This is a genomic window from Flavobacterium aestivum (genome assembly GCF_026870175.2).
In the GTDB taxonomy this organism is placed as follows: Bacteria; Bacteroidota; Bacteroidia; order Flavobacteriales; family Flavobacteriaceae; genus Flavobacterium; species Flavobacterium aestivum.
The window spans coordinates 1,395,367-1,415,921 of record NZ_CP113977.2 but is presented as its reverse complement, the minus strand read 5'-3'; the positions used below and the strand labels follow the sequence as shown (position 1 = coordinate 1,415,921).

15 protein-coding genes are annotated in these 20,555 nt (G+C 32.6%); all 15 read right to left on the bottom strand.

What is annotated here, in order from left to right:
• Nucleotides 1–2: 2 nt before the first annotated feature.
• The 15 genes from OZP08_RS06140 to queG all read right to left on the bottom strand — a co-directional run bounded on the left by OZP08_RS06140 (nt 3) and on the right by queG (nt 20,468).
• Nucleotides 3–689: an SCO family protein gene (locus OZP08_RS06140; protein ID WP_281323234.1), complete on the bottom strand. Its 687-nt coding sequence runs from the start codon at nt 687–689 to the stop codon at nt 3–5.
• A gap of 4 nt (nt 690–693) precedes the next feature.
• Nucleotides 694–1,335, bottom strand: a complete 642-nt coding sequence (locus OZP08_RS06135) for a hypothetical protein (protein WP_281323233.1) — start codon at nt 1,333–1,335, stop codon at nt 694–696.
• Between the two features lie 78 nt (nt 1,336–1,413).
• Complete coding sequence (locus OZP08_RS06130; RefSeq protein WP_268848775.1) at nt 1,414–1,764, bottom strand: cytochrome C oxidase subunit IV family protein; 351 nt, start codon at nt 1,762–1,764, stop codon at nt 1,414–1,416.
• Between the two features lie 16 nt (nt 1,765–1,780).
• Nucleotides 1,781–2,755: a cytochrome c oxidase subunit 3 gene (locus tag OZP08_RS06125; RefSeq protein ID WP_268848774.1), complete on the bottom strand. Its 975-nt coding sequence runs from the start codon at nt 2,753–2,755 to the stop codon at nt 1,781–1,783.
• Nucleotides 2,756–2,797: 42 nt separating this feature from the next.
• Nucleotides 2,798–3,385 carry a cytochrome c oxidase subunit 3 gene (locus OZP08_RS06120; RefSeq protein ID WP_268848773.1) on the bottom strand — a complete coding sequence of 196 codons (588 nt, stop codon included), beginning with the start codon at nt 3,383–3,385 and terminating at the stop codon, nt 2,798–2,800.
• 2 nt (nt 3,386–3,387) lie between these two features.
• A complete protein-coding gene (gene cyoE / locus OZP08_RS06115; RefSeq protein WP_281323232.1) occupies nt 3,388–4,290 on the bottom strand; it encodes a heme o synthase in 903 nt (300 codons plus the stop codon).
• Between the two features lie 144 nt (nt 4,291–4,434).
• Nucleotides 4,435–6,549 (bottom strand): gliding motility protein RemB, encoded by a 2,115-nt coding sequence (locus OZP08_RS06110; RefSeq protein ID WP_268848771.1) that lies wholly within the window; start codon nt 6,547–6,549, stop codon nt 4,435–4,437.
• A gap of 17 nt (nt 6,550–6,566) precedes the next feature.
• On the bottom strand, nt 6,567–7,310 hold the full coding sequence (gene deoC / locus OZP08_RS06105) for a deoxyribose-phosphate aldolase (RefSeq protein WP_268848770.1): 744 nt from the start codon (nt 7,308–7,310) through the stop codon (nt 6,567–6,569).
• Between the two features lie 205 nt (nt 7,311–7,515).
• Nucleotides 7,516–7,908 carry a VanZ family protein gene (locus tag OZP08_RS06100; RefSeq protein WP_268848769.1) on the bottom strand — a complete coding sequence of 131 codons (393 nt, stop codon included), beginning with the start codon at nt 7,906–7,908 and terminating at the stop codon, nt 7,516–7,518.
• On the bottom strand, nt 7,901–8,281 hold the full coding sequence (gene gcvH, locus OZP08_RS06095; RefSeq protein ID WP_268848768.1) for a glycine cleavage system protein GcvH: 381 nt from the start codon (nt 8,279–8,281) through the stop codon (nt 7,901–7,903). The genes OZP08_RS06100 and gcvH overlap by 8 nt, the downstream gene beginning before the upstream one ends.
• Nucleotides 8,282–8,367: 86 nt before the next feature.
• Nucleotides 8,368–15,513 (bottom strand): T9SS outer membrane translocon Sov/SprA, encoded by a 7,146-nt coding sequence (gene sov / locus OZP08_RS06090; RefSeq protein ID WP_281323231.1) that lies wholly within the window; start codon nt 15,511–15,513, stop codon nt 8,368–8,370.
• Between the two features lie 23 nt (nt 15,514–15,536).
• Nucleotides 15,537–16,118, bottom strand: a complete 582-nt coding sequence (gene ruvA, locus OZP08_RS06085; protein ID WP_281323230.1) for a Holliday junction branch migration protein RuvA — start codon at nt 16,116–16,118, stop codon at nt 15,537–15,539.
• Nucleotides 16,119–16,262: 144 nt separating this feature from the next.
• Nucleotides 16,263–18,545 carry an NADP-dependent malic enzyme gene (locus OZP08_RS06080; RefSeq protein WP_281323229.1) on the bottom strand — a complete coding sequence of 761 codons (2,283 nt, stop codon included), beginning with the start codon at nt 18,543–18,545 and terminating at the stop codon, nt 16,263–16,265.
• 146 nt (nt 18,546–18,691) lie between these two features.
• Nucleotides 18,692–19,126 carry a CBS domain-containing protein gene (locus tag OZP08_RS06075; RefSeq protein WP_268848767.1) on the bottom strand — a complete coding sequence of 145 codons (435 nt, stop codon included), beginning with the start codon at nt 19,124–19,126 and terminating at the stop codon, nt 18,692–18,694.
• Nucleotides 19,127–19,544: 418 nt separating this feature from the next.
• Entirely contained in the window at nt 19,545–20,468 is a 924-nt protein-coding gene (gene queG, locus OZP08_RS06070) for a tRNA epoxyqueuosine(34) reductase QueG (RefSeq protein WP_268848766.1), read from the bottom strand.
• Nucleotides 20,469–20,555 lie beyond the last annotated feature (87 nt).

Genomic DNA, 20,555 nt, shown 5'->3' with positions numbered 1-20,555 from the left:
TTTTACTCTTTCAACAAAACTTGAATATCTTGCTGAATGTCTCTAACTCCTTTTTTATCCAATCCATCATAATATAAAATTGGATTTCCGTAATCATCTTTTCTACATCTGATATTTCCATTTTTATCAATTAGGGCAAACAATCCTGAATGTTCAAAACCACCATTGACTTTACTATTTTCACCCACATAAATATTAAAGCCTTTATTTGATAAACTATAAATATAATCCTTATCTCCTGTCAAGAAATTCCAATTGGATGATTTTGCACCTACTACTTTGGCATGTTCTTTTAAAACAGCTGGAGTATCATGCAAAGGATCAATAGTTATTGAAGCAATACCAAAATTTGGATTTCCAAAAAATGCATTTTGAATCGTAACCATATTGGCATTCATTTTAGGGCAAATAGAAGGACATGTTGCAAAGAAAAACTCCAAAACATATACTTTCCCTTTATAGGTATCATTTGAAACCTTTATACCGTCTTGATTAATAAGTTCAAATTTAGGAACTGGGCCTATTTTTACCAATTTATCATTCTCTACTGTTGAACCTCCAACCTTATCTAAACGATCTCCTTGCACTATACTATTCTTTTCCATTCTATTTACAATCTTTGGAATTGCATAAATTCCAAAAACAAGTATCACGAAAGAAATCCCTATGTATGATTTATTTTTAAGCATAGTTTTAAAGTTGTTTTGTTGCGTTATGATTCTTTTTTAAAGCTGCACGGTATTCATAAAGAACGATTTTAAAATCATCTAACATTTCATTACTCAATTCTGCGGGATGAAAAGTACTGTAACCTTCTTTATATTCTTTCTTTTCTTTTCTGCCACGAAGATTTCTTTCTTTATCAATAATATAAACATTAGGTGTCCCTAAATCATTTCCTAAATTTGATTTAAGATTTAATTGTTTGTAATACGATTTTATTTCTTGTGGAGTAGTAAAGACAAAATGCCATTGACTTACATCTGTAAAAGTTCCCAAAGACGCAAGTACTGACTTAACCTCTGTTTCTGTTCCTAAAGGAGAAACCACCACAAATTGCAAATCTTTAAAGTCATGGTATCTTTGATAAATTTTTTCATTGAGATTAAAATAGTTACCTCTGTTCTTTATAATTTCAGTACCTGAAAAACCAAGAATAGTAATCTTATTATTCAAACTTACTTTTTCACCATTTAAACCTTTCCAATCTCCAAGGTCAGAAACTTTTGGAGTGATTATTGGTAATTTGGTAAAACTATTTACACCTGAAGCAAAAAAGAGATAGGCAACAATTGGTAAAATAAAAAGAACAAAAAGGACGATATTTTTCTTCATTATGAAAAACTATAGAATTAAAGTGCAAAAATAAAAAAAGGCACGCAATGCGTGCCTTTTTTTTGAATTAATATCATGTTAAAAATTCCATTTGATGGTAGAATTCTTAAAAACCTCAAAAACATAGTCTCCTTCTGTTAAGAGAATAAAAAGCAGATAACAAACTAAAAATATTAAAGGATAGACTACTGCACTTTTCAATGAGTTTTTCTCACCTTCCATATGCATGAAAGCCCATACAATATAATATGCTTTAACAAGTGTTAATATAATAAACAACCAGTTCAATAAGTTCATGCTTAAAAAAGTATGCATATATAAAGCGTCTGGTCTAACAATACCAAAACCAACTTCGACTGTTGTGATTAAAGACAATAGACCAAAAACAGTCCAAATTCTTTTTGAGTTAGAAACATGTGCGTGTGACATAATGATAAATCTAAAATTAAACTAAATAGAAGAATGTGAAAACAAATACCCAAACTAAATCTACAAAGTGCCAGTATAACCCCACTTTTTCGACCATTTCGTAACTTTTTCTTTTCTCGTAAGTTCCTAATAAAACATTAAAAAAGATGATAATGTTAATTACAATTCCAGAGAAAACGTGGAATCCGTGGAAACCAGTAATAAAGAAAAAGAAATCAGCAAAAAGCTTACTTCCGTATTCATTATGAGTTAAGTTAGCACCTTCAATAACTAAATGAGCTTGATTTAATCTCAATAGAGACTCTTCTCTAGAAAGTACTATTTTCTTTTTGTTTTTGTCCAGTTTTTCAATTCTTACCAAAACATCTGGATGCGCTTTAAAACCAGCTTGAACTTCTGCAACGGTATAAGTAGGTATTGCAGCCTCGCTCATAAACCATTTTCCTTTATCTCTTGATAATTGTTCTCTTTCAACAGGTAATTTTGCTGCAAAATCAGCCAAAGCAACGCGATGTCCTTCTTTGTCAACAAACTGCAGTAAGCTACCTCCTTTTGTTTCTATAGCACCGTATTCTCCTTTGATAAAATTCTTCCATTCCCAAGCTTGAGAACCTACGAATATTAATCCCCCAATAATTGTAAGAAACATATAAAGGGCAACTTTATCTTTCTTCATTTGATGTCCTGCATCAACAGCCAAAACCATTGTCACAGAAGAGAAAATCAAAATAAAAGTCATTAATGCTACATAATACATCGGAGCTGAAACACCGTGTAAAAATGGAAAGTGTGTAAACACTTCATCGGCCAATGGCCAAGTTTCAATAAATTTAAATCTAGAAAAACCATAAGCTGCTAAAAATCCAGAGAACGTTAAGGCATCTGATACGATAAAAAACCACATCATTAATTTACCATAACTTGCTCCCATTGGCTCATTCCCGCCTCCCCAAGTTTTTTCACTATTTGCAGTAGTAACTGTCGCTTCCATAAAAGTTATTCGTTAAAAAGTTCCCAAATTTACGTTTTTTTCTTATTTAAAGAAATATAAAAATAAAAATAAATAAACCCACAAGAAATCTAGAAAGTGCCAGTACATCGCACCTAGTTCAATTCCAAGAGTTTGAGTTGAATTATATTTTTGTTTAAAATGATTATAAATAATAATTAATAGCGAAATCATTCCGCCAGCTAAGTGAATCAAGTGTACAACCACCACTACATACAAAAATGTTGTAGTAATAGAGCTAGCACTTCCTGTAAAGAAATACCCCTCAGCAACTATTTGTCCAAAGCCTACAAATTGCAAAACCACAAATGAAATACCCAAGGCCAATGTCGTCAAAAGCAAAGAAGTTGTAGCGCTATGTCTATCTTTTTGAATTGCTTTTTTAGCCAAGTGAAATGCGACACTACATCCCAAAATAGCTATTGTACTAAAATAAAAAGCAGACGGCAATTGAAAGTTTTTAGCCCAGTCAGCTCTAGATTGGCTCACAACGTATGCACTTGTTAAACCTGCAAACATCATGGTCATACTTACCATTGCAAACAACAATATCAATTTATAGGATCTTGCTGTTCTAGATTTATGCTCTTCTGTTGTCATTGTCATTTCCATAATTATCTCAAAAATTTATCAAATATATATATTAATTGTAATAAGGTAATATACGATACACTAACAAGCATTAATGTTCTTGCTGCTTTTGCAGTTCTTATTTTATATAACTGCACTGCATAATAAAGCATCCAAAGCCCCAACAAAAATACCAAACCTGCCGCTACTGGTGTAATAAACAAACGTCCCGTATAACCTAAAGCCGGTAGCAACGAAGCTATTGTCAACCAAACAGTATATAATATAATCTGCAAAGAAGTTCCTTTGTCTTTCTTACCAGTTGGCAACATAAAAAAACCTGCCTTTTCGTAATCATCAAACAAAAACCAACCAATAGCCCAAAAATGAGGAAATTGCCAGAAAAACTGAATCAAAAATAAAGTCCCAGCTTCTATACCAAATTCACCTGTTGCCGCTACCCAACCTAACATAAAAGGGATTGCACCAGGAAAAGCTCCAACAAAAACAGATAATGAAGTAACTGTTTTAAGCGGTGTATAAACACTTGTATATAAAAAGATAGAAATCGCACCAAACATGGCCGACTTAGGATTAATTGTATAAAGCAAAACTACTCCTATTATAGTCAGAAGACTTGCAACAATCAAAGCCAAATTTGGAGACATTCTTCCTGATGGCACTGGACGATTTTTAGTACGATCCATAAGTGCATCTAAATCTTTCTCAATAACTTGATTAAAAGCATTAGACGCTCCCACCATGCAATATCCACCAATTGCCAGTTTCAACAAAACGACCCAACTAAAAGGATGAGCATCATCGAAACCAAGAATATACCCTGCTATAGAAGAAAAAACAACACTAATAGCCAAACCTGCTTTTGTAATTGCTTTAAAATCAATATAAATAGACTTAAATGAAAAGGGAATTTGTGTTGTACTCAATGCGGATAAAATTTGTATTTTTTTGAAATCTGGTGCAAATATACAAATAAGATTCAAAAATGATCCATGAAATGAAAGAATGAAAATACAGCTATTTATTTAATCGGTTTTTACTGCACAATTACATCATGAAAACTTAAAAAACTAATAATCAAAATACCAATTAAACACATCAGACCTAAAACCAATAGTAAACCAAGTAGTTTGCTCTTTGAAAACTGTTGCAGTATCAGTTGTTGGGTCAAAACTTCGATATAAAAAATTACCAAAAAATTTCAAATTGGTTGCCGGATTCACTAAATAACCCAGTTGCAATTCAGTAATAAAAACACTTGTTTTATTTCCTTGCCCTACATTAACCCCTTTATCATATGGTCTGTTTAAATCATAATCTTTATAAATATCTTGCCCATAGTTGAATTTATTATCAGTAGTATTATAATCAAACCCACGAGTACCAAACGTAAATTTAGTATTCGCATAAAATCTGTCTTTATGATAGTATCCCAACAAAACTACCTCTTGAAAATTTCCTCCCCATTGATGTCCCAAACTTTGGTTGTTGTGCCCATAATTAGTAATTGGATCGCTATGAGAATATACATAAGGCCGAACGCGATTGAGTTCCAATTGCAACAACAAGTTATCTATATGAAAAGCATTGAAATATTTTGCACCCAATTGATATCCTAATTTATTTTTCCAGCTTTTTTCTCCTCCAAAAATATCACCGGTTGAAAACTCATCAATAAGAAATTGTCCGTATAGATTTATCTGATTATTCCATTTGTATTTATAACTCAATCCTAAAACAGCATTCCCAGTTTTGGAAGAAGAAGAAAACTCAACTGCTCTATAAAACACGATTGGGTTCACAAAATTAGCATCAAACCCTCTTCCATTAGTATTTGTCCAAATAGCTGATTCAAAAAAACCTAAATTCAATCGATTCGAAACATTCCAGCTCAAATAATGATTCACCATATATTTGGTAGCATAAGTTTTATCGACCGTAACTTCAGGACGCACATCTTTCAGCCACATATAATCTACTGTATATTTAATTTTCCAGAAATTGGCATCAATCTTAAAAAAAGGATACGGACTGGATCCATCACTTAAAAACAAGGATCGATAACCATCACCAATGAAATTTTTCCCATAACCCAACTGTAAATCCAGAAATTTTGCTGCATTAAACGAAATATTAGCATCTGCCATAGGAAAATCATAACCATCAGAATTATATTCTTTTGCTATACCAATCCCTGGTACAATTGCAGGATTACCTCCCGATGGTTTTATTGAATTAGCATAGGCATTAAAATAATCCGCAAAGCGACCCTGACTTTCATAAAAAGTAGTTGTAAAATTTAAACGAGATCCAAGACCTCCTTTAAAATTTAATGCTCTCGTATTTATGTACGTATAGTCTGTTTTACTCGGATTTGAAATTCCAGCTTGAACATTAAATAAAAAGTTCAAAGCAAACCAATAACCTTCCCCTTTAATTTCAGTTAGATTTTCATTCAATAATTTTCGTCCCCACCAACCCGACTTATTCTTCATAAGACTGGCATTGACTTTATGAAAATTATAATATTTCTCGACTTCAGCATACGAATAAGGCTTAGAAGCAGTATGATTATTACTACCTACTCGATTCATATCGTCATCAAATTGAGCATAATAACTATGTGAGAAAGGAATACTTAAATGACTTTTGAATTGTGGATTATCGAATTTTTTATAAACAATGCTATCCAACTCCGTCAATCCTTCGTTTACATTTATATTTTCTTTTTTGGCCAATGTTGCTGCTGCAACTTGTTCTGGTGACAATAAAGGGATTGCAATGTTCATATTAAACTTAGAATATGTTGGATTGCCATCATATGTAGGCGGAGCAATTTTTGGAAAACTACCAAAAACTCTTTTCGTCTCGGATATAAGCTGTTCATTATTTGAATTTACATACAAAACTTTAAATTTACCATCTGCATCTACTTCAAAAAGCACTTTTACAAGTCCTGAATAATTACTTTGTTTTAACTTTTCGGGCACTTGAAAATTATGATACACCAATTGCTGTACTTCGTTATAGAAGCAATTCTCTAAATCTTGCGCATGTAAATTTTCACAACTTGAAAAAATAGGAAAGCGTTCGTCAGAAGTTCCAGATTGTACAGAATTCGAAATTTGTGCATTTGTAAAAAATACACACAGAGAAAACAAAAAAGTTAATACGTATTTATTCATTTTGATTTAATATCTTATCAATATTGAGAAGAGGATGCTTGTCCGTTAGCAATAGCCTTGGCCCCAGAAGTTCCAATGCGCTTTACACCAAGTTGAATCATTCTTACTGCTTCATCATATGTTCTCACTCCTCCTGCTGCTTTTACCGGGAGTGGTGATGCATTTTCAAGCATTATTTTTATAGAAGAAACTGTGGCTCCGTTAGGTAAATTATTTACAGTTTTATAAAAACCTGTTGATGATTTTACAAAAACTGCCTCATATGCTTCTTCTTTAAAATTAGCTATTACAACATTCTTAATTAGTGCTGATAGTTTTGCAATTTGCAAATCATCAAGTGCAGCCACTTCAATGATCCATTTTACTATTTTATTGTGTTCTAAACCCAATTGGGTTCCTTTTAGAATTTCTTCTTTGACCAGTGTTTCATCTCCTCTAATGAAAGCTTCATAATTGCATACAAAATCCAGTTCATCAGCACCGTTTTGTATACACTGAATTGCTTCGTTTAGTTTCGCCTCTATAGAGGATTTACCATCAGGAAAATCTATTACAGTTCCTACTTGAACTCTCGAATTAGCATTAGAAATTATCTTTCTTGCCAAAGCTACCATGTTAGGACGTATCATTATCAATTTGAAATCCTCATCTATAGCTTCTTGTATAAAACCTTTTACTACAATTTCATTTTCACTTTCACTTAATCCAGCTTGTTCAGCCGTTTTCAAGTATGTTGAATCTAGATAAGTTTTAATGTTCATTGCTATTAAATATAGAAGTTCAATAAAACAAATTTACGTTATTATACAATTACTCGTTATAATTTAGTTAAATCGTTTTTACGCTTGGACTCATTTTTGGGCTTACAAACTAGTTTTAAACGAATTAGCCATAATTTACTTCGCAAGAAAACACTTCAAAAAACAAGTAAATACTAGAATAAAAAAAAATTCCACCGAAGTGGAATTAATTTTTGAAAACGTTGTTCAGTATATTAAATCGATTACAAAGTACAACCGTAAAAAGAGCTAATAGCGCTCCAATTGCATTTGCTATAAAATCAAAAAAATCAGCTGATCTTGTTGTTGTACATAACTGCTGCAAAAACTCTATTATTATCCCAAAAATTAAAGAAAATAAAAAAGAATAAAACAACGGTCTAATGACATTACTGTATTGCAATTGCTTTCTTAGATATAAAAACCAAACTAATGTAAATACAAAATGAAAAAAAGTGTGAATACATTTATCCAAATTTGGGATATCTATAGTAGGAATTTCACTTGATTCAACTAAGCAAAAATAAGCTACAATTCCTGTCCAAAACAAAGCTATTACAAATAATAGAAATTTAGGCACCAATAAGTTCTTTGTATGAATCACTTGAAAGCAATTCCTCAACTTCAGCCAAGTTTGCTATTTTTATTTTAATCATCCATCCAGCTCCATAAGGATCAGTGTTTACACTTTCTGGATTTGTTTCTAAAGCATCGTTAAAAGCGATAATTTCTCCAGATAAAGGAAGGAATAAATCAGAAACTGTTTTTACAGCTTCAACAGTTCCAAAAACTTCATCTTTATCTAAAGTTTGATCTAATGTTTCTACTTCAACATAAACAATATCACCTAACTCTTTTTGTGCAAAATGTGTAATTCCCACTGTGGCAATATCACCTTCTATACTAACCCATTCGTGGTCTTTTGTGTATTTTAAATTTGCTGGTATGCTCATAAAATAATAATTGAATAATTAATAATTGATTTTTTTTTTTTGCAAATGTAGCAATCTTATAATCAAATCTTGATCAGATTCTCAAATTAATTTCCAAAAGTATAACGTAATGTAAATCCAGAACGAATATTTGTTAGTGGAAACGAAGTTGAAACTACTGGTTTAGAAAAAGAATGATTATAATAGAATATAACTGTTAAATTTTTACTTAACGAATAATCTGCTGTAAGATTCAAAGTCCAAATATTTTGACCAGCCGCCAGTTGATTATTGACATAATCTAAATAACGAACAATCGTTTGATTGTCTCTTAAAGTCAAATCTGCTTTTATGTTGATATCACTTTTAATAACTCCGGTAGGATTATCTGCTAATCTAGAAGAAAAAACAACATCTTTTATTCGATATCCTAAACCTACAACATACTCCAAACCATGAACTTCCGTCAATAAATTATTATCAAAACTCATTGACAACGCCCTGTCTTTATTGATTTGCGTTAATAACTTAAATGAATTTTTAAACTCAAAATCAACTCTCAAAAGCGGATTAAATTGCTCCACTAATGTTACATTAGACATTATTGTTGGATTAAAATAATTACCACTTTCATCTACTCCATTCGGATCTTTCACATAGTTAAAATTCGATCTAAAAGAATTCACTGTATAGGAAGCTCTATAATTTTGTTGCAAAGAAAAGCGTTTGAATCTTTTCTTAAAAAAGTTATAGCGCATTAACCCATTGTACTTAATAGCCCAGTTAGGAATTGGGAAATTCCTAAAAATATCAAGTGAAACACCACCTGCATTACTTCCTGTATAAGCTGCCAAAAACGATGGCAACAATACCGCTTGATTTGAAGCATTATATCCTTTTGGGAAACCATCCGGACCAATATTCGCAGGATCATTTATATCAATTCCTCTTTGAACTGCTAATCGATTAGCAATTGTTAACCTATTGTTCTTGAACTCATCAAAAGCACTTGATCTATTTTCATCACTGGTAGAAAAAGAGGTTTTGATTAATACCGTTGAGATTGAGAAAACACCAAAACTGTAAGGTGATCTTGGATTATATACTCCATCCTGAACATCATATTGTTCTGAAAAATTTTCTGAATATGAACGATCTGCTAAGAAATCTATTTTAAAATCAGGAGTCAACTCAACATTCACAGATCCTTTAAAATTTTGACTGTTTATCTGAGTGAAATTTTGATTAAACTCTTTATAGTCGGTCAACCAACCATTTTTAGCAGCTTCATATCTCACATCATTTTGGCTACCAAAAATAAATCCTAATGTAGGTTTTTGTGAACCAAAGAAACCAACACCCGGAAGAAAACCGGGTAGGACAGTCCCTTTGTTTTCGGTAAAACTAAGCTGTATATTCTTTACACTAGTTAAAACCCCATACACTCCATTCATAAACATATTTCTGTTTATGTTTTTTGACACATCAGTTTTAGCTACTTTTTCACCAGGTTTTGGCGGAGCCGCTTTAGGAACATTTGTCTTTTTGGAGTCTTTAGATATCCCAATATATTTATACAAAGTTTCCATATTAAAAGTTCCGTTCAGATTGATTGATTGTGCATTCTGAACCGTATTCCCCAAATCGTATGTACTGCCTCCAATTTCAACATTTGTCAATGCAGTAGAAGCACGCTGCCAACTATAATCTCCAGTATAGGAAAAACTAGACTTAACAAAACTTAATACTGGAATTTTATACAATGGAATATCATAATTTAAGACAAACTGTTGCGTATGATTATTAGCAGTTCCAGTATCTAAATACCTATCCCAAATAGTGAAATTTTCTAAAGGCACATCATCCTCATTCAAGTAATTTTTTACAATATTTCTTGATGAAGCCGTATAATTTATTTTTAATGATTTTGTCAGATTAAAATTAAATCCATATTGATAGTTAAATCCAAAATTCCTTCTATACAAGGGATCAAATCCAATTCCTATATCCTCAACTTGTCTAAATTGTTGCACATTACTTTGCCTCACAACATTGGTATTAAATGTAATGTTAGAAGGCAAATAATTAAAATTAATATCACTTAAAAACTTCCAGTAGGAACTTTTTTTCATGAACTTCGTTTTCTTGAAAGGTTCAACTTCTTTTGGCTGAAAATTAAAGGCATAGTCTACAGCTGTTCTAGCTTGTTGATCTAAGTTTTTCTCAACTTCAAAATCATGACGCTCTACTTCGTTATAATACTGTGAAAAAGTAAAATTTTCAGGATCATATACCCTTGGCTTTTGCTCCAGACCTCTTTCTTTCCTTACACCAATTAAGTTAATACTTTTACGCTTTGTATAATCTATAGCTTGTGATAATTTATTTTTCCTATCCTCATCACTATCAGCTTCATCTAACACTTGATCCAGCTTAACGTCCTCATAAAAAGGATCATATTCCGGAGTAATAACAGATTCTCCAATAGAATAATTAAACGGCAAATTAAGCCTCCATTTTTTAGGCAAAAGTTTACCTAGATTGATATTAGTGATAATATTATACTGCTGTAAATCTTCTCTACTTCTTTCATTAGGTCCTTGTTCTAAACCTCCAAAACCAAAATTCTTCATGTTTCCGGTAAAAGATACCGTTCCTAAATCGGCAAAATTGGTATCAACATTCAATAAAGCTGCCATACCACCTTTATTGTCCATATCGGCTAAACGAAGTTCATCAAACCACACCTCTCCTTTAATATCTTGATGAGCTTCATTACTTTTTATACCCATCATAATACTTCTAACCAATCCCATATTAGGATTTCCTTTTATACCCAATCGCAACATATTGGTTTTACCTGCCAAATCAGGGTTCAATTCTCCTTCTGTCTGGTAATAAATTCCATCCGGAGGCAAAGTAGTCGGATCGATTTTTAACGATTGTAATTTTAACTTCGTTAATAAACTTAACGAAAGATCAATTTCATTTTCAGTAGGCCAAACTGCTTCTCTACTTAAAGGAGTACAAGCCGATCCTATTTTAGAACCAGGTAATGTTACTTTTAAAGGAATTTCAACTTGATAAAAATCATCTGAATAATCACTACCAAAGCGAATAAAAGCAACCATTTGATTATCTTGTAATTCGGTTTCACCAGGTAATGATTCAGCGTGAAGAAACATTTTTACGTTTTTATATTGACGCATATCAACATTAAAACTCTTGTAGGCTCCTCTTCCATGAAAAGGCTCAAATCCTTTCCCTGAAACTTTCATTGACAATGACTGTTCATCTTGATTGATTACAGTATTGTTGTTATACAATTTCTCCCTTGCAACACCGGGTGGGCTTATATAATTTATTGGACATCTATTAGAGTTCTCTTCAATATTTACTGCAGCTGTCCCAAAAGTCGTTAACTGATTTGGATCTGTAGTCCCATTAGAAGTTAATTCTTTATCATAAAGTCTCCACTCACCTCTTACTAAGTCCAAGGCTCCAAAACGCAATGTTACTTTATCTGTAAAATTAGTCAAAAACATACGCATGAATCGAATCGAATTAAAATCGGAAATATTACCAATTTTATTTTCGTATTGCTTTACTGGTATTTTAAACTGAATCCATCTAGATTCTGTCAAATTACCATTTGCCAGTTTCACTTGTGTATTTCTAATATCTGCAATAAAATTTTGCCCAACTGTCATATCAGGTTTCATATCAATGCTATACTCATAATAGGCATTGATAGTATTCATGGTATTATCCCTATTGATATCTTCAACATCCGGAACCGTAGATGATCCTCTATTAGCAGAATTTATATTAACTGCTGAATTCCCATCAACCCCATTGTAATTTTTATATCTATCAATTACACCTCCTGATGTATTTAAATAATAGATATAATCATCACCTGCTGGATCAGGTTCAGAAGCATAATTAGTATATACATTTCCTTCACTAGCTGATGGAAGTCCATCTAAACCTATATCTTGAGCTGTTCTATTTCCTTCATTGTTATCAAATGCATAAATCAAAGACTGTGAAGCTGGTGCATTACCCCAAACTGGTGGTGGATTTACCAGAACTTGATTTGGTCCAAGTCCGTTTTCATATAATTTTCTCCCGTCTTTCAGAACATCTTCAGAGATTTCTCCAAGGTTAAAATAAATTTTTCCTAAGTTGGTTTTAGGCACACTACCTTCCCCAACATAAGGATCCATTACCCAAAACTGAATATACTCTATGTTACTTTGTTCAAAATTAGTTGAACTTAACGATCTCATAATTCCTCCAAAATTTTCTCCAGGGGTACTTCCTACACTTGAGTTATTATTGTAAGGTCCTCTATCTGATGGATAATAACTCAAATCCAAAGTATTAACCACCAAGGATTGCCCTTGCACAATATCTGTCAAAGGATATAGTTCTTCACTATATACTCTTCTTGTACTGTTTAATGATAAGTCATCATTTGATATTCCCGATGGTTTTGATGTATAAAAAACGGGGTCAATTGAATACCAAGATAATTTTGATCTTTTAAAGCCATAATCCAACCCTTCTAAATTTCCATTAAAGTTGTATTTACTTTTAGGATTATTCTCTGGAGTAGAAGCCAAACTCCAAGCATAGGCAGAACGCAGATCTATAGATGATTGTGAACTTTCAAAATCATCCACATATATAGTAGATTGACCATCAAACTGATCTCCTTTTGATGCATTAGGCATTAGGTAAGCAATCTCTCCACTTACTGAAATATTAGAAGGCACATCTGTATCTACGTTTGGTAGCTTATTGACTAAGCGTGTAAAAAAGGGAACAGGTGACGAAAAATTTCCGTGTAACCCCACAATACTATTATTTACGGATTCTTGACCATAGCTTGATTTTTGGGTAAAGGGTTTTTCATTCATATTTAAAAAAGTCCCTCCCACCATAAATTTTTCATTTATCAAGTGGTCTACATTTATCCCCATAAACCTTCTTGTCTGCTGACCGAAAGTAGAATTGTTTTCTAAGGAAATTTCTATTGGAGTATTAGACGCTTGAAGAGATGGGTCCAAAATTTGAACTCTACCCAATTGATAATTGACACTATAATCTATACCCTCAACTAATACCCTTCCGGCTGCGGTAACTTTAACAGATCCAAGAGGCACATTGTAAGCCCCAATCGGAATTCCGTCTCCCCCTGTAGATTTGTATCGCCCTCGTAATAAGAACTTATTCAATTCCGGATTTTGTGAAGCTACTGCTTGTGTATTTCTATACATAACAGAGTTCACATATTTTTTCTGATTAGGGTTATAAGTATTCACATCCCTATAATCTTCCGAAGAATTTGGATTTTTTAATTTATTAAACATCAATTCCCCAAAAGGTTCTTTAGTAGTAAATATCAATCTACCATTTTGGGTATCTACTGTTAATCCCGGGACAAAATCGAAAAATCCATCACCTCCTGCTTGAGGATCATTATTAAAATTCAATCTATCTAGATTTAACACTTTTAATAATGTTGTATTTTCTACCGTATTTTCTGGAGTTGGATTTGGCGGAAACGGACTTCCATCTACTGGAGAAATGTAGTTTAATAGAGATGGGTTTTTATATAGAATATTAAACCTAAAATCATCCTGAACTAATTGATACCCTCCTTGAATTTGATAAATATTCTTCATCATCAAATTCCAAACTGGATTCGTAACGTTTGTCAAGCTACTTTTTAACATTTTCAATATCAAAGTTTGAGTGATAACACTTTGATTTGACGGTTGATTACCTGTAACCACAGTAGCATCGACCCCATCATTACCAAATTCCCCAACTTGATATACTTTGTCTCCAATTGAATATTGGTATGCTACAGCTAATATTTCATCATTCCCTAATCGTTGTTGTAATGATATATATCCCAATTGCGGATTAAAAGTATATTCATTAGGCAATAACTTCCTTGCATTTTCTAATTTAGAATAATCTTGCCCTTCACTAACTGTGGTATTAAACCCAGAATTTGCAGTAACAATTTCTCTAATATTAGGATTTAGCAAACCTCCGCTTGTAGCGATTAATGCAGGATTATAAAGGTTATTTGCATTATCTGAAGGAGAGTTTGGAGGGCTTGTAAACATACCCGTTGGCGGATTTAGCACTACTACATCTCCATCCGGCAAACCAGATATTTGGGATTCTCCCAAATCCTGAAGAGCAATTATATTTCTTAAATTATTACTGGTTGCATTGACACGATTTTGCTTATTTGTTATCCAAACCTCCAACCTTGAAATCTGAACCCTACTATCAATAAAAGGGTAACTTTTCATCGAACTATCGTATCTGTCTCTAAAATATTGAGACAAAAAGTAGTGCCTGTCATTATCATAATCAGCACCATACATTTCAAATTCCTGGATTGTACCTCCTCCTTGTGCCACCACTTTTTTGGCTTGGGATTTCTGTTCAGAAAAGACTCCTGTAATAGTTGTTTTCCCGAATTGTAACTCGGTTTTCACTCCAAATAAACTTTGAGCACCAACAATCAAAGTACTATTCAAAGGCATACTTACGTTACCTACTTCAATTTTACGAACAATATCATCCTCCGCAGGTGTGTATTCTAACTTGAATAAATTTTGAAATGCAAAAGTAGATTGAGTATCAAAATTAGCATTCACTTGAAGTCGGGTTCCTATTTTCCCCATCAAGCTCATACTAATTCTTTGATTAAAATCGAAAGAAGTATTAGATCTATTTCTAGTTGAGAAAGCTGGATTATCTTGTTTGGTATACAATAATCCTAAGTCAATTTCTATGGATCCGGTAGGTTTAACATCTATTGTGTTACTACCAAAAATAGTTTCAAAAAGACCTGATTTAATATAATATCGGGGCAACAAATCTTTTTTTGCGGCTTCACTTCCCTCCTTTTTACCATCAATCGCATCAACTTTTTTCTTGAAATAATCACTCATGGATTCTTTCAACATTAATTTTTCATACTCCGCTGGAGTTAAAACTATTGGGTAATTGATATTAAAGCCATCAACAGAATTGGTATAGACATAAGTATCCGTAACTGGATCATATGTATAAGCAGAAAGAATACTTTGGGGATTTTTAATTTGAACTTCACCTACATCGTATCCTTTTTTAACAGTATCTTGAACAACTTGTTGCACCTGAGCCCGCGATACAAAACCGCAAAATACGACCAGCAAAAAAACATAAATTTTATGCATATCAGTTAGGCTTCTTATGTACGTTATAAGTTTTTTAAAGCTTTTTTAATTATAGATTCAACAGTAGCTTCTGGATCCTCTTTAACAATTTTTTCTACTATTTTTTCAGAAGTTTTCCTAACAAAACCGAGAACTTCTAGAGCAGATAACGCCTCATCTTTGTTTGTATTGCTTTGAGAGATTGAAACATCGTCTAAATCGTATAATTTTAACACTTTTTCTTTCAAATCGAGTATAACTCTTTGTGCCGTTTTGCCCCCAATCCCCTTAATAGTCTGAATTGTTGAAACATCTCCTGATGCAATTGCATTAATGATTTGTTTCGGATCTAAAGAAGAAAGCATAGTTCTAGCTATACCTGCTCCAATACCTGAGACTGAAAGTAACATTTTAAAAATTTCTCTTTCAGATTTCTCTACAAAACCAAATAATGTATGTGCATCTTCTTTTATTTGAAGATATGTATACAATTTAATAAAGTCGGCATTAGGAATTAACGAATATGTGTGCAAAGATATATTTATATGATAACCAACCCCTCCACAGTCAATTATAACTTCTGTCGGTGATTTCTCTACTAATTTCCCTTGTAAATGTGCTATCATATTATAAAATATCAATTCAAATATAATAAAATTTGAGATTAAAAGAAAACTGTATGAAATTTATGATTTGATTCTATATTATAAATCAAACAAAACTCACCAATTCCTTAAAATCTCAAATTGTATTATTACTATAATTTTTTCCTATTCTTCTTTTCTTTTGCTTTTTTCCTGTGCATCGATTACTGCTACTGCAGCCATATTTACCATTTCTTCAACACTTGCACCTAATTGGAATATATGAACTGGGCTTTTCATTCCCATCATGATAGGCCCTATCGAACCTACACCATTCAACTCTTTCAAAAGTTTATACGTAATATTTGCTGATTCTAAATTTGGAAAAACTAAAGTATTCACTTTTTTTCCAGCCAATTTAGAGAAAGGGAACTTAGCTGTTAACATTTCTGGATTTAAAGCAAAATCAGCTTGAACTTCACCATCAACAATAATATCAGGATGATTTTTATGCAAATAGGCAACTGCTTCTTTTACTTTTGAAGCACTTTCGTTTACAGATGAACCGAAATTTGAATATGAAACCATTGCAATAACTGGTTCTATTCCGAACATTTTAACCGTTTTCGCAGTCATTACAGCTATTTTTGCTAATTCCTCTGCAGTTGGATTTACATTGATAGCTGTATCCGATAAAAACATAGGACCACGACCTGTCAACATTAAATTTGTTGTTGCCACTAAAGAAACGTTCGAAGCTTTCCCAACAAGCTGTAGCATTGGTCTCACAACTGATGGATAACTTCTAGAATGTCCAGAAACCAATGCATCTGCTTCTCCACAATTAACCATCATGGCGGCAAAATAGTTTCTTTCTCTCATAAATTTTTGAGCATCAAATAATGAAACTCCATTTCTTCTTCTAGATTCCCATAATGTATTTGCGAATCTTTCTCTTCGTTCTTTCTCTTCATCTAATTTTGGATCAATTATCTGAACATCGGCATCAAAGCCTAATTCTTCTTTTAATTCCAAAATAATTTCTTTGTTTCCTAACAAAATTGGGAATCCAATACCTTCTTCAGATACAATTTGAGCTGCCTTCAGAACATCAAGTTGGTCTGCCTCGGCAAAAACAATTCGCTTAGGATCTGTTTTTGCTCTATTGGTAATTAAACGAACCATTTTATTGTCATTCCCCAAACGATTCAAAAGTTCCTCTTCATATTTGTCCCAATCTGTAATTGGGTTAAGAGCAACTCCAGAATCCATTGCTGCTTTTGCAACTGCTGGTGCAACAATATGTATTAACCTAGGGTCAAAAGGAGATGGAATTATATACTCTCTACCAAAAACCAATTTAGTAGCACCATAAGCTATATTAACTTGTTCTGGAACCGATTCTTTTGCTAAAGCTGCCAATGCTCTTACAGCAGCCATTTTCATAGCCTCATTAATTTTGGTTGCTCTAACATCTAAAGCTCCTCTAAAAATATAAGGAAACCCAAGAACGTTATTTACCTGATTAGGAAAATCCGAACGACCGGTAGCCATAATTACATCTTTACGAGTAGCAATTGCTAAATTATAATCTATTTCCGGCTCTGGGTTTGCCATTGCAAAAACAATTGGATTATCTGCCATTCCCAGTAACATTTTTGGACTCATAATATTTCCTGAAGACAGCCCTAGGAAAAGATCAGCCCCCAATAAAGCCTCTTCAAGACTCATTGGTTCAATATCTCTAGCATATTTTTGTTGCAATTCAGATAAAGAAGTATCTCCTTTTGTTAGAAGTCCTTTACTGTTAAACATCAATATGTTTTCTAATTTTACTCCTAATAAAACATATAAATTGGCACAGGCTAGAGCTGCTGATCCCGCTCCTGATACTACCATTTTCACATCTTCGGCTTTTTTACCAGCCAATTCTAATGCGTTTATCAAAGCCGCCGAAGAAATAATTGCTGTTCCGTGTTGATCATCATGCATCACAGGGATATTCAATTCTTCAACCAATCTTCGTTCGATTTCAAAAGATTCCGGTGCTTTTATATCTTCCAGATTAATCCCTCCAAAAGTTGGTGCGATATTTTTTACTGTCTGAATGAACTCATCTATATTTTTAGCTCCAATTTCAATATCAAATACATCAATATCGGCAAAAATTTTAAACAACAAACCTTTACCTTCCATTACTGGTTTTGAAGCTTCCGGCCCTATATCCCCAAGTCCTAAAACAGCTGTTCCATTTGTAATTACGGCAACTAAATTTCCTTTGGCAGTATATTTATAAACATTATTTACATCTTTTGCTATTTCCAGACAAGGCTCAGCAACACCTGGTGAATAGGCTAAAGACAAATCTCTTTGAGTTGCATATTTCTTAGTAGGGACTACCTGAATTTTTCCCGGAGTTGGTTTAGCGTGATACAATAACGCTTCTCTTCTTTTACTATTTTTGTCCATTCTTTTAGTTTTTTTTTCAGTTCACAAAGATAACAGACTTCATTAAATCGAAAGCCTTTATCTTATGTTTTTATTTCATATCAATCTGATAAAAAAATGGCCGCATAAATGCGGCCATTTTTTTATCAATCTATTATCTACTCATTTTATGCCTTGCTTCCGCTGATATACGAATCCAAATATTGAATGGTGTTTTTTTGAAGTTCAATTATCGCTTTTACAACATCCCCTATAGAAACAAGTCCAATAATATTATCGTCCTCTGAAACAGGCAAATGTCTTATTCTCTTTCCTGTCATTAATTGCATGCAATATTCTAAATCATCATCTGGCTTTACAGTTATAACATCTTCCTCCATAATTTCGCTCACTAATGTTTCTTTTGAAGACTTGTCCTTTAAAACAATTTTTCGAGCATAATCTCTTTCAGATAAAATTCCTTTCAAAACAGTTTCTTCAATAACCAAAACTGCTCCAATATTCTTTTCTCCCATTATTCTCAAAGCTTCGAATACGGTTATTGAAGAAGGTATAGAATAAACTTCCCTTCCTTTTACACTTAATATTTGATTTACAGTCATAATAATCTATTTTATTTAAGATAAAGTTAAAAAAAATTAACACACAAATAATAAAAATGCAAATTATTTTAAGCGTCAGAGCACATCATCAAGATTGATTTACAACAAATTAACCACAGAAATTCTCTTAGTATTTACATCAGTTATTTTCATTTCTGTTTACAAAAATCAGGCATTATTTCTTCTCTTGTAGCGCCTAAAAAATGACAAAATGGTTCAAAAAAAATTGAAATTAGCACTTATAAAAAACAGAAAAAGCAGCAAATATATTTGCTGCTTTCTAAAATGATAATACAACCTTGCATTCTTAATTGATGGGACAACAACCATTTGGATTGCTAAAAATAGAATCTATTTCAATAATCATAAAGCCAATTTATTCATGACATATAGCTATCAAATATAAATTCGTTTTGACTTATTTCAAAAAAGCTATATTTCTCTTAATACCTGAAAACTTAGTTCGCTTAATAGGTGAATTTTTAAACACTACTTTGAATGTTTCTTCTGTAATTTCATCCCAATCTTTTTTAGACAAAGAAAGAAATTCCGGATTGGGATTAAACAAAGGCTCATTGTGTGATTTAGAAAAACGATTCCAAGGGCATACATCTTGGCAGATATCACATCCAAAAGCCCAATCCTCAAACTTCCCTTTCATGTCTAAAGGAATATTTTCTTTGAGTTCGATTGTGTAATAAGAAATACATTTACTACCATCTACTACATATGGCGCAACAATTGCATCTGTAGGGCAGGCATCCAGACATGCAGTGCATGAGCCACAATGATCTGTAACCGCTGTGTCATATTCTAAATCTAAATCTATAATAAGCTCAGCTATAAAATAAAAAGATCCTACTTTTTGAGTGATTAGATTACTGTTTTTGCCAATCCAACCTAAACCACTTTTGGCTGCCCAAGCTCTATCAAGAACTGGTGCAGAATCCACAAAAGCCCTTCCCGTAACATTCCCGATGGTAGACTCAATAGAAAAAAGCAGTTCTTTCAGTTTATCTTTTATTACAAAATGATAATCTTGACCATAAGCATACTTTGAAATTTTATAGGAATCAGAATTTTGCTTTTCAGAAGGATAATAATTCAATAAGAGAGAAACCACACTTTTTGCATCATCTACTAATAAAGTTGGATCCAACCGCTTGTCAAAATGATTCTCCATATAGCTCATTTGACCATTATAATTTTGATTCAACCACTTTTCTAAACGCGGTGCCTCTTGCTCCAAAAAACCAGCTTTAGATATACCACAAGATAAGAACCCGAGGCGCTTGGCTTCGGATTTTATAAATTGTGTGTATTTAGCCTTATTGTCTATCACTTTTTAATTGAAAGAATTTGAACTTGGAAATCAACATATCATAGTCCTGATTACTTCTCTAAGAGTCTATTTTAATTTATTCTCAAT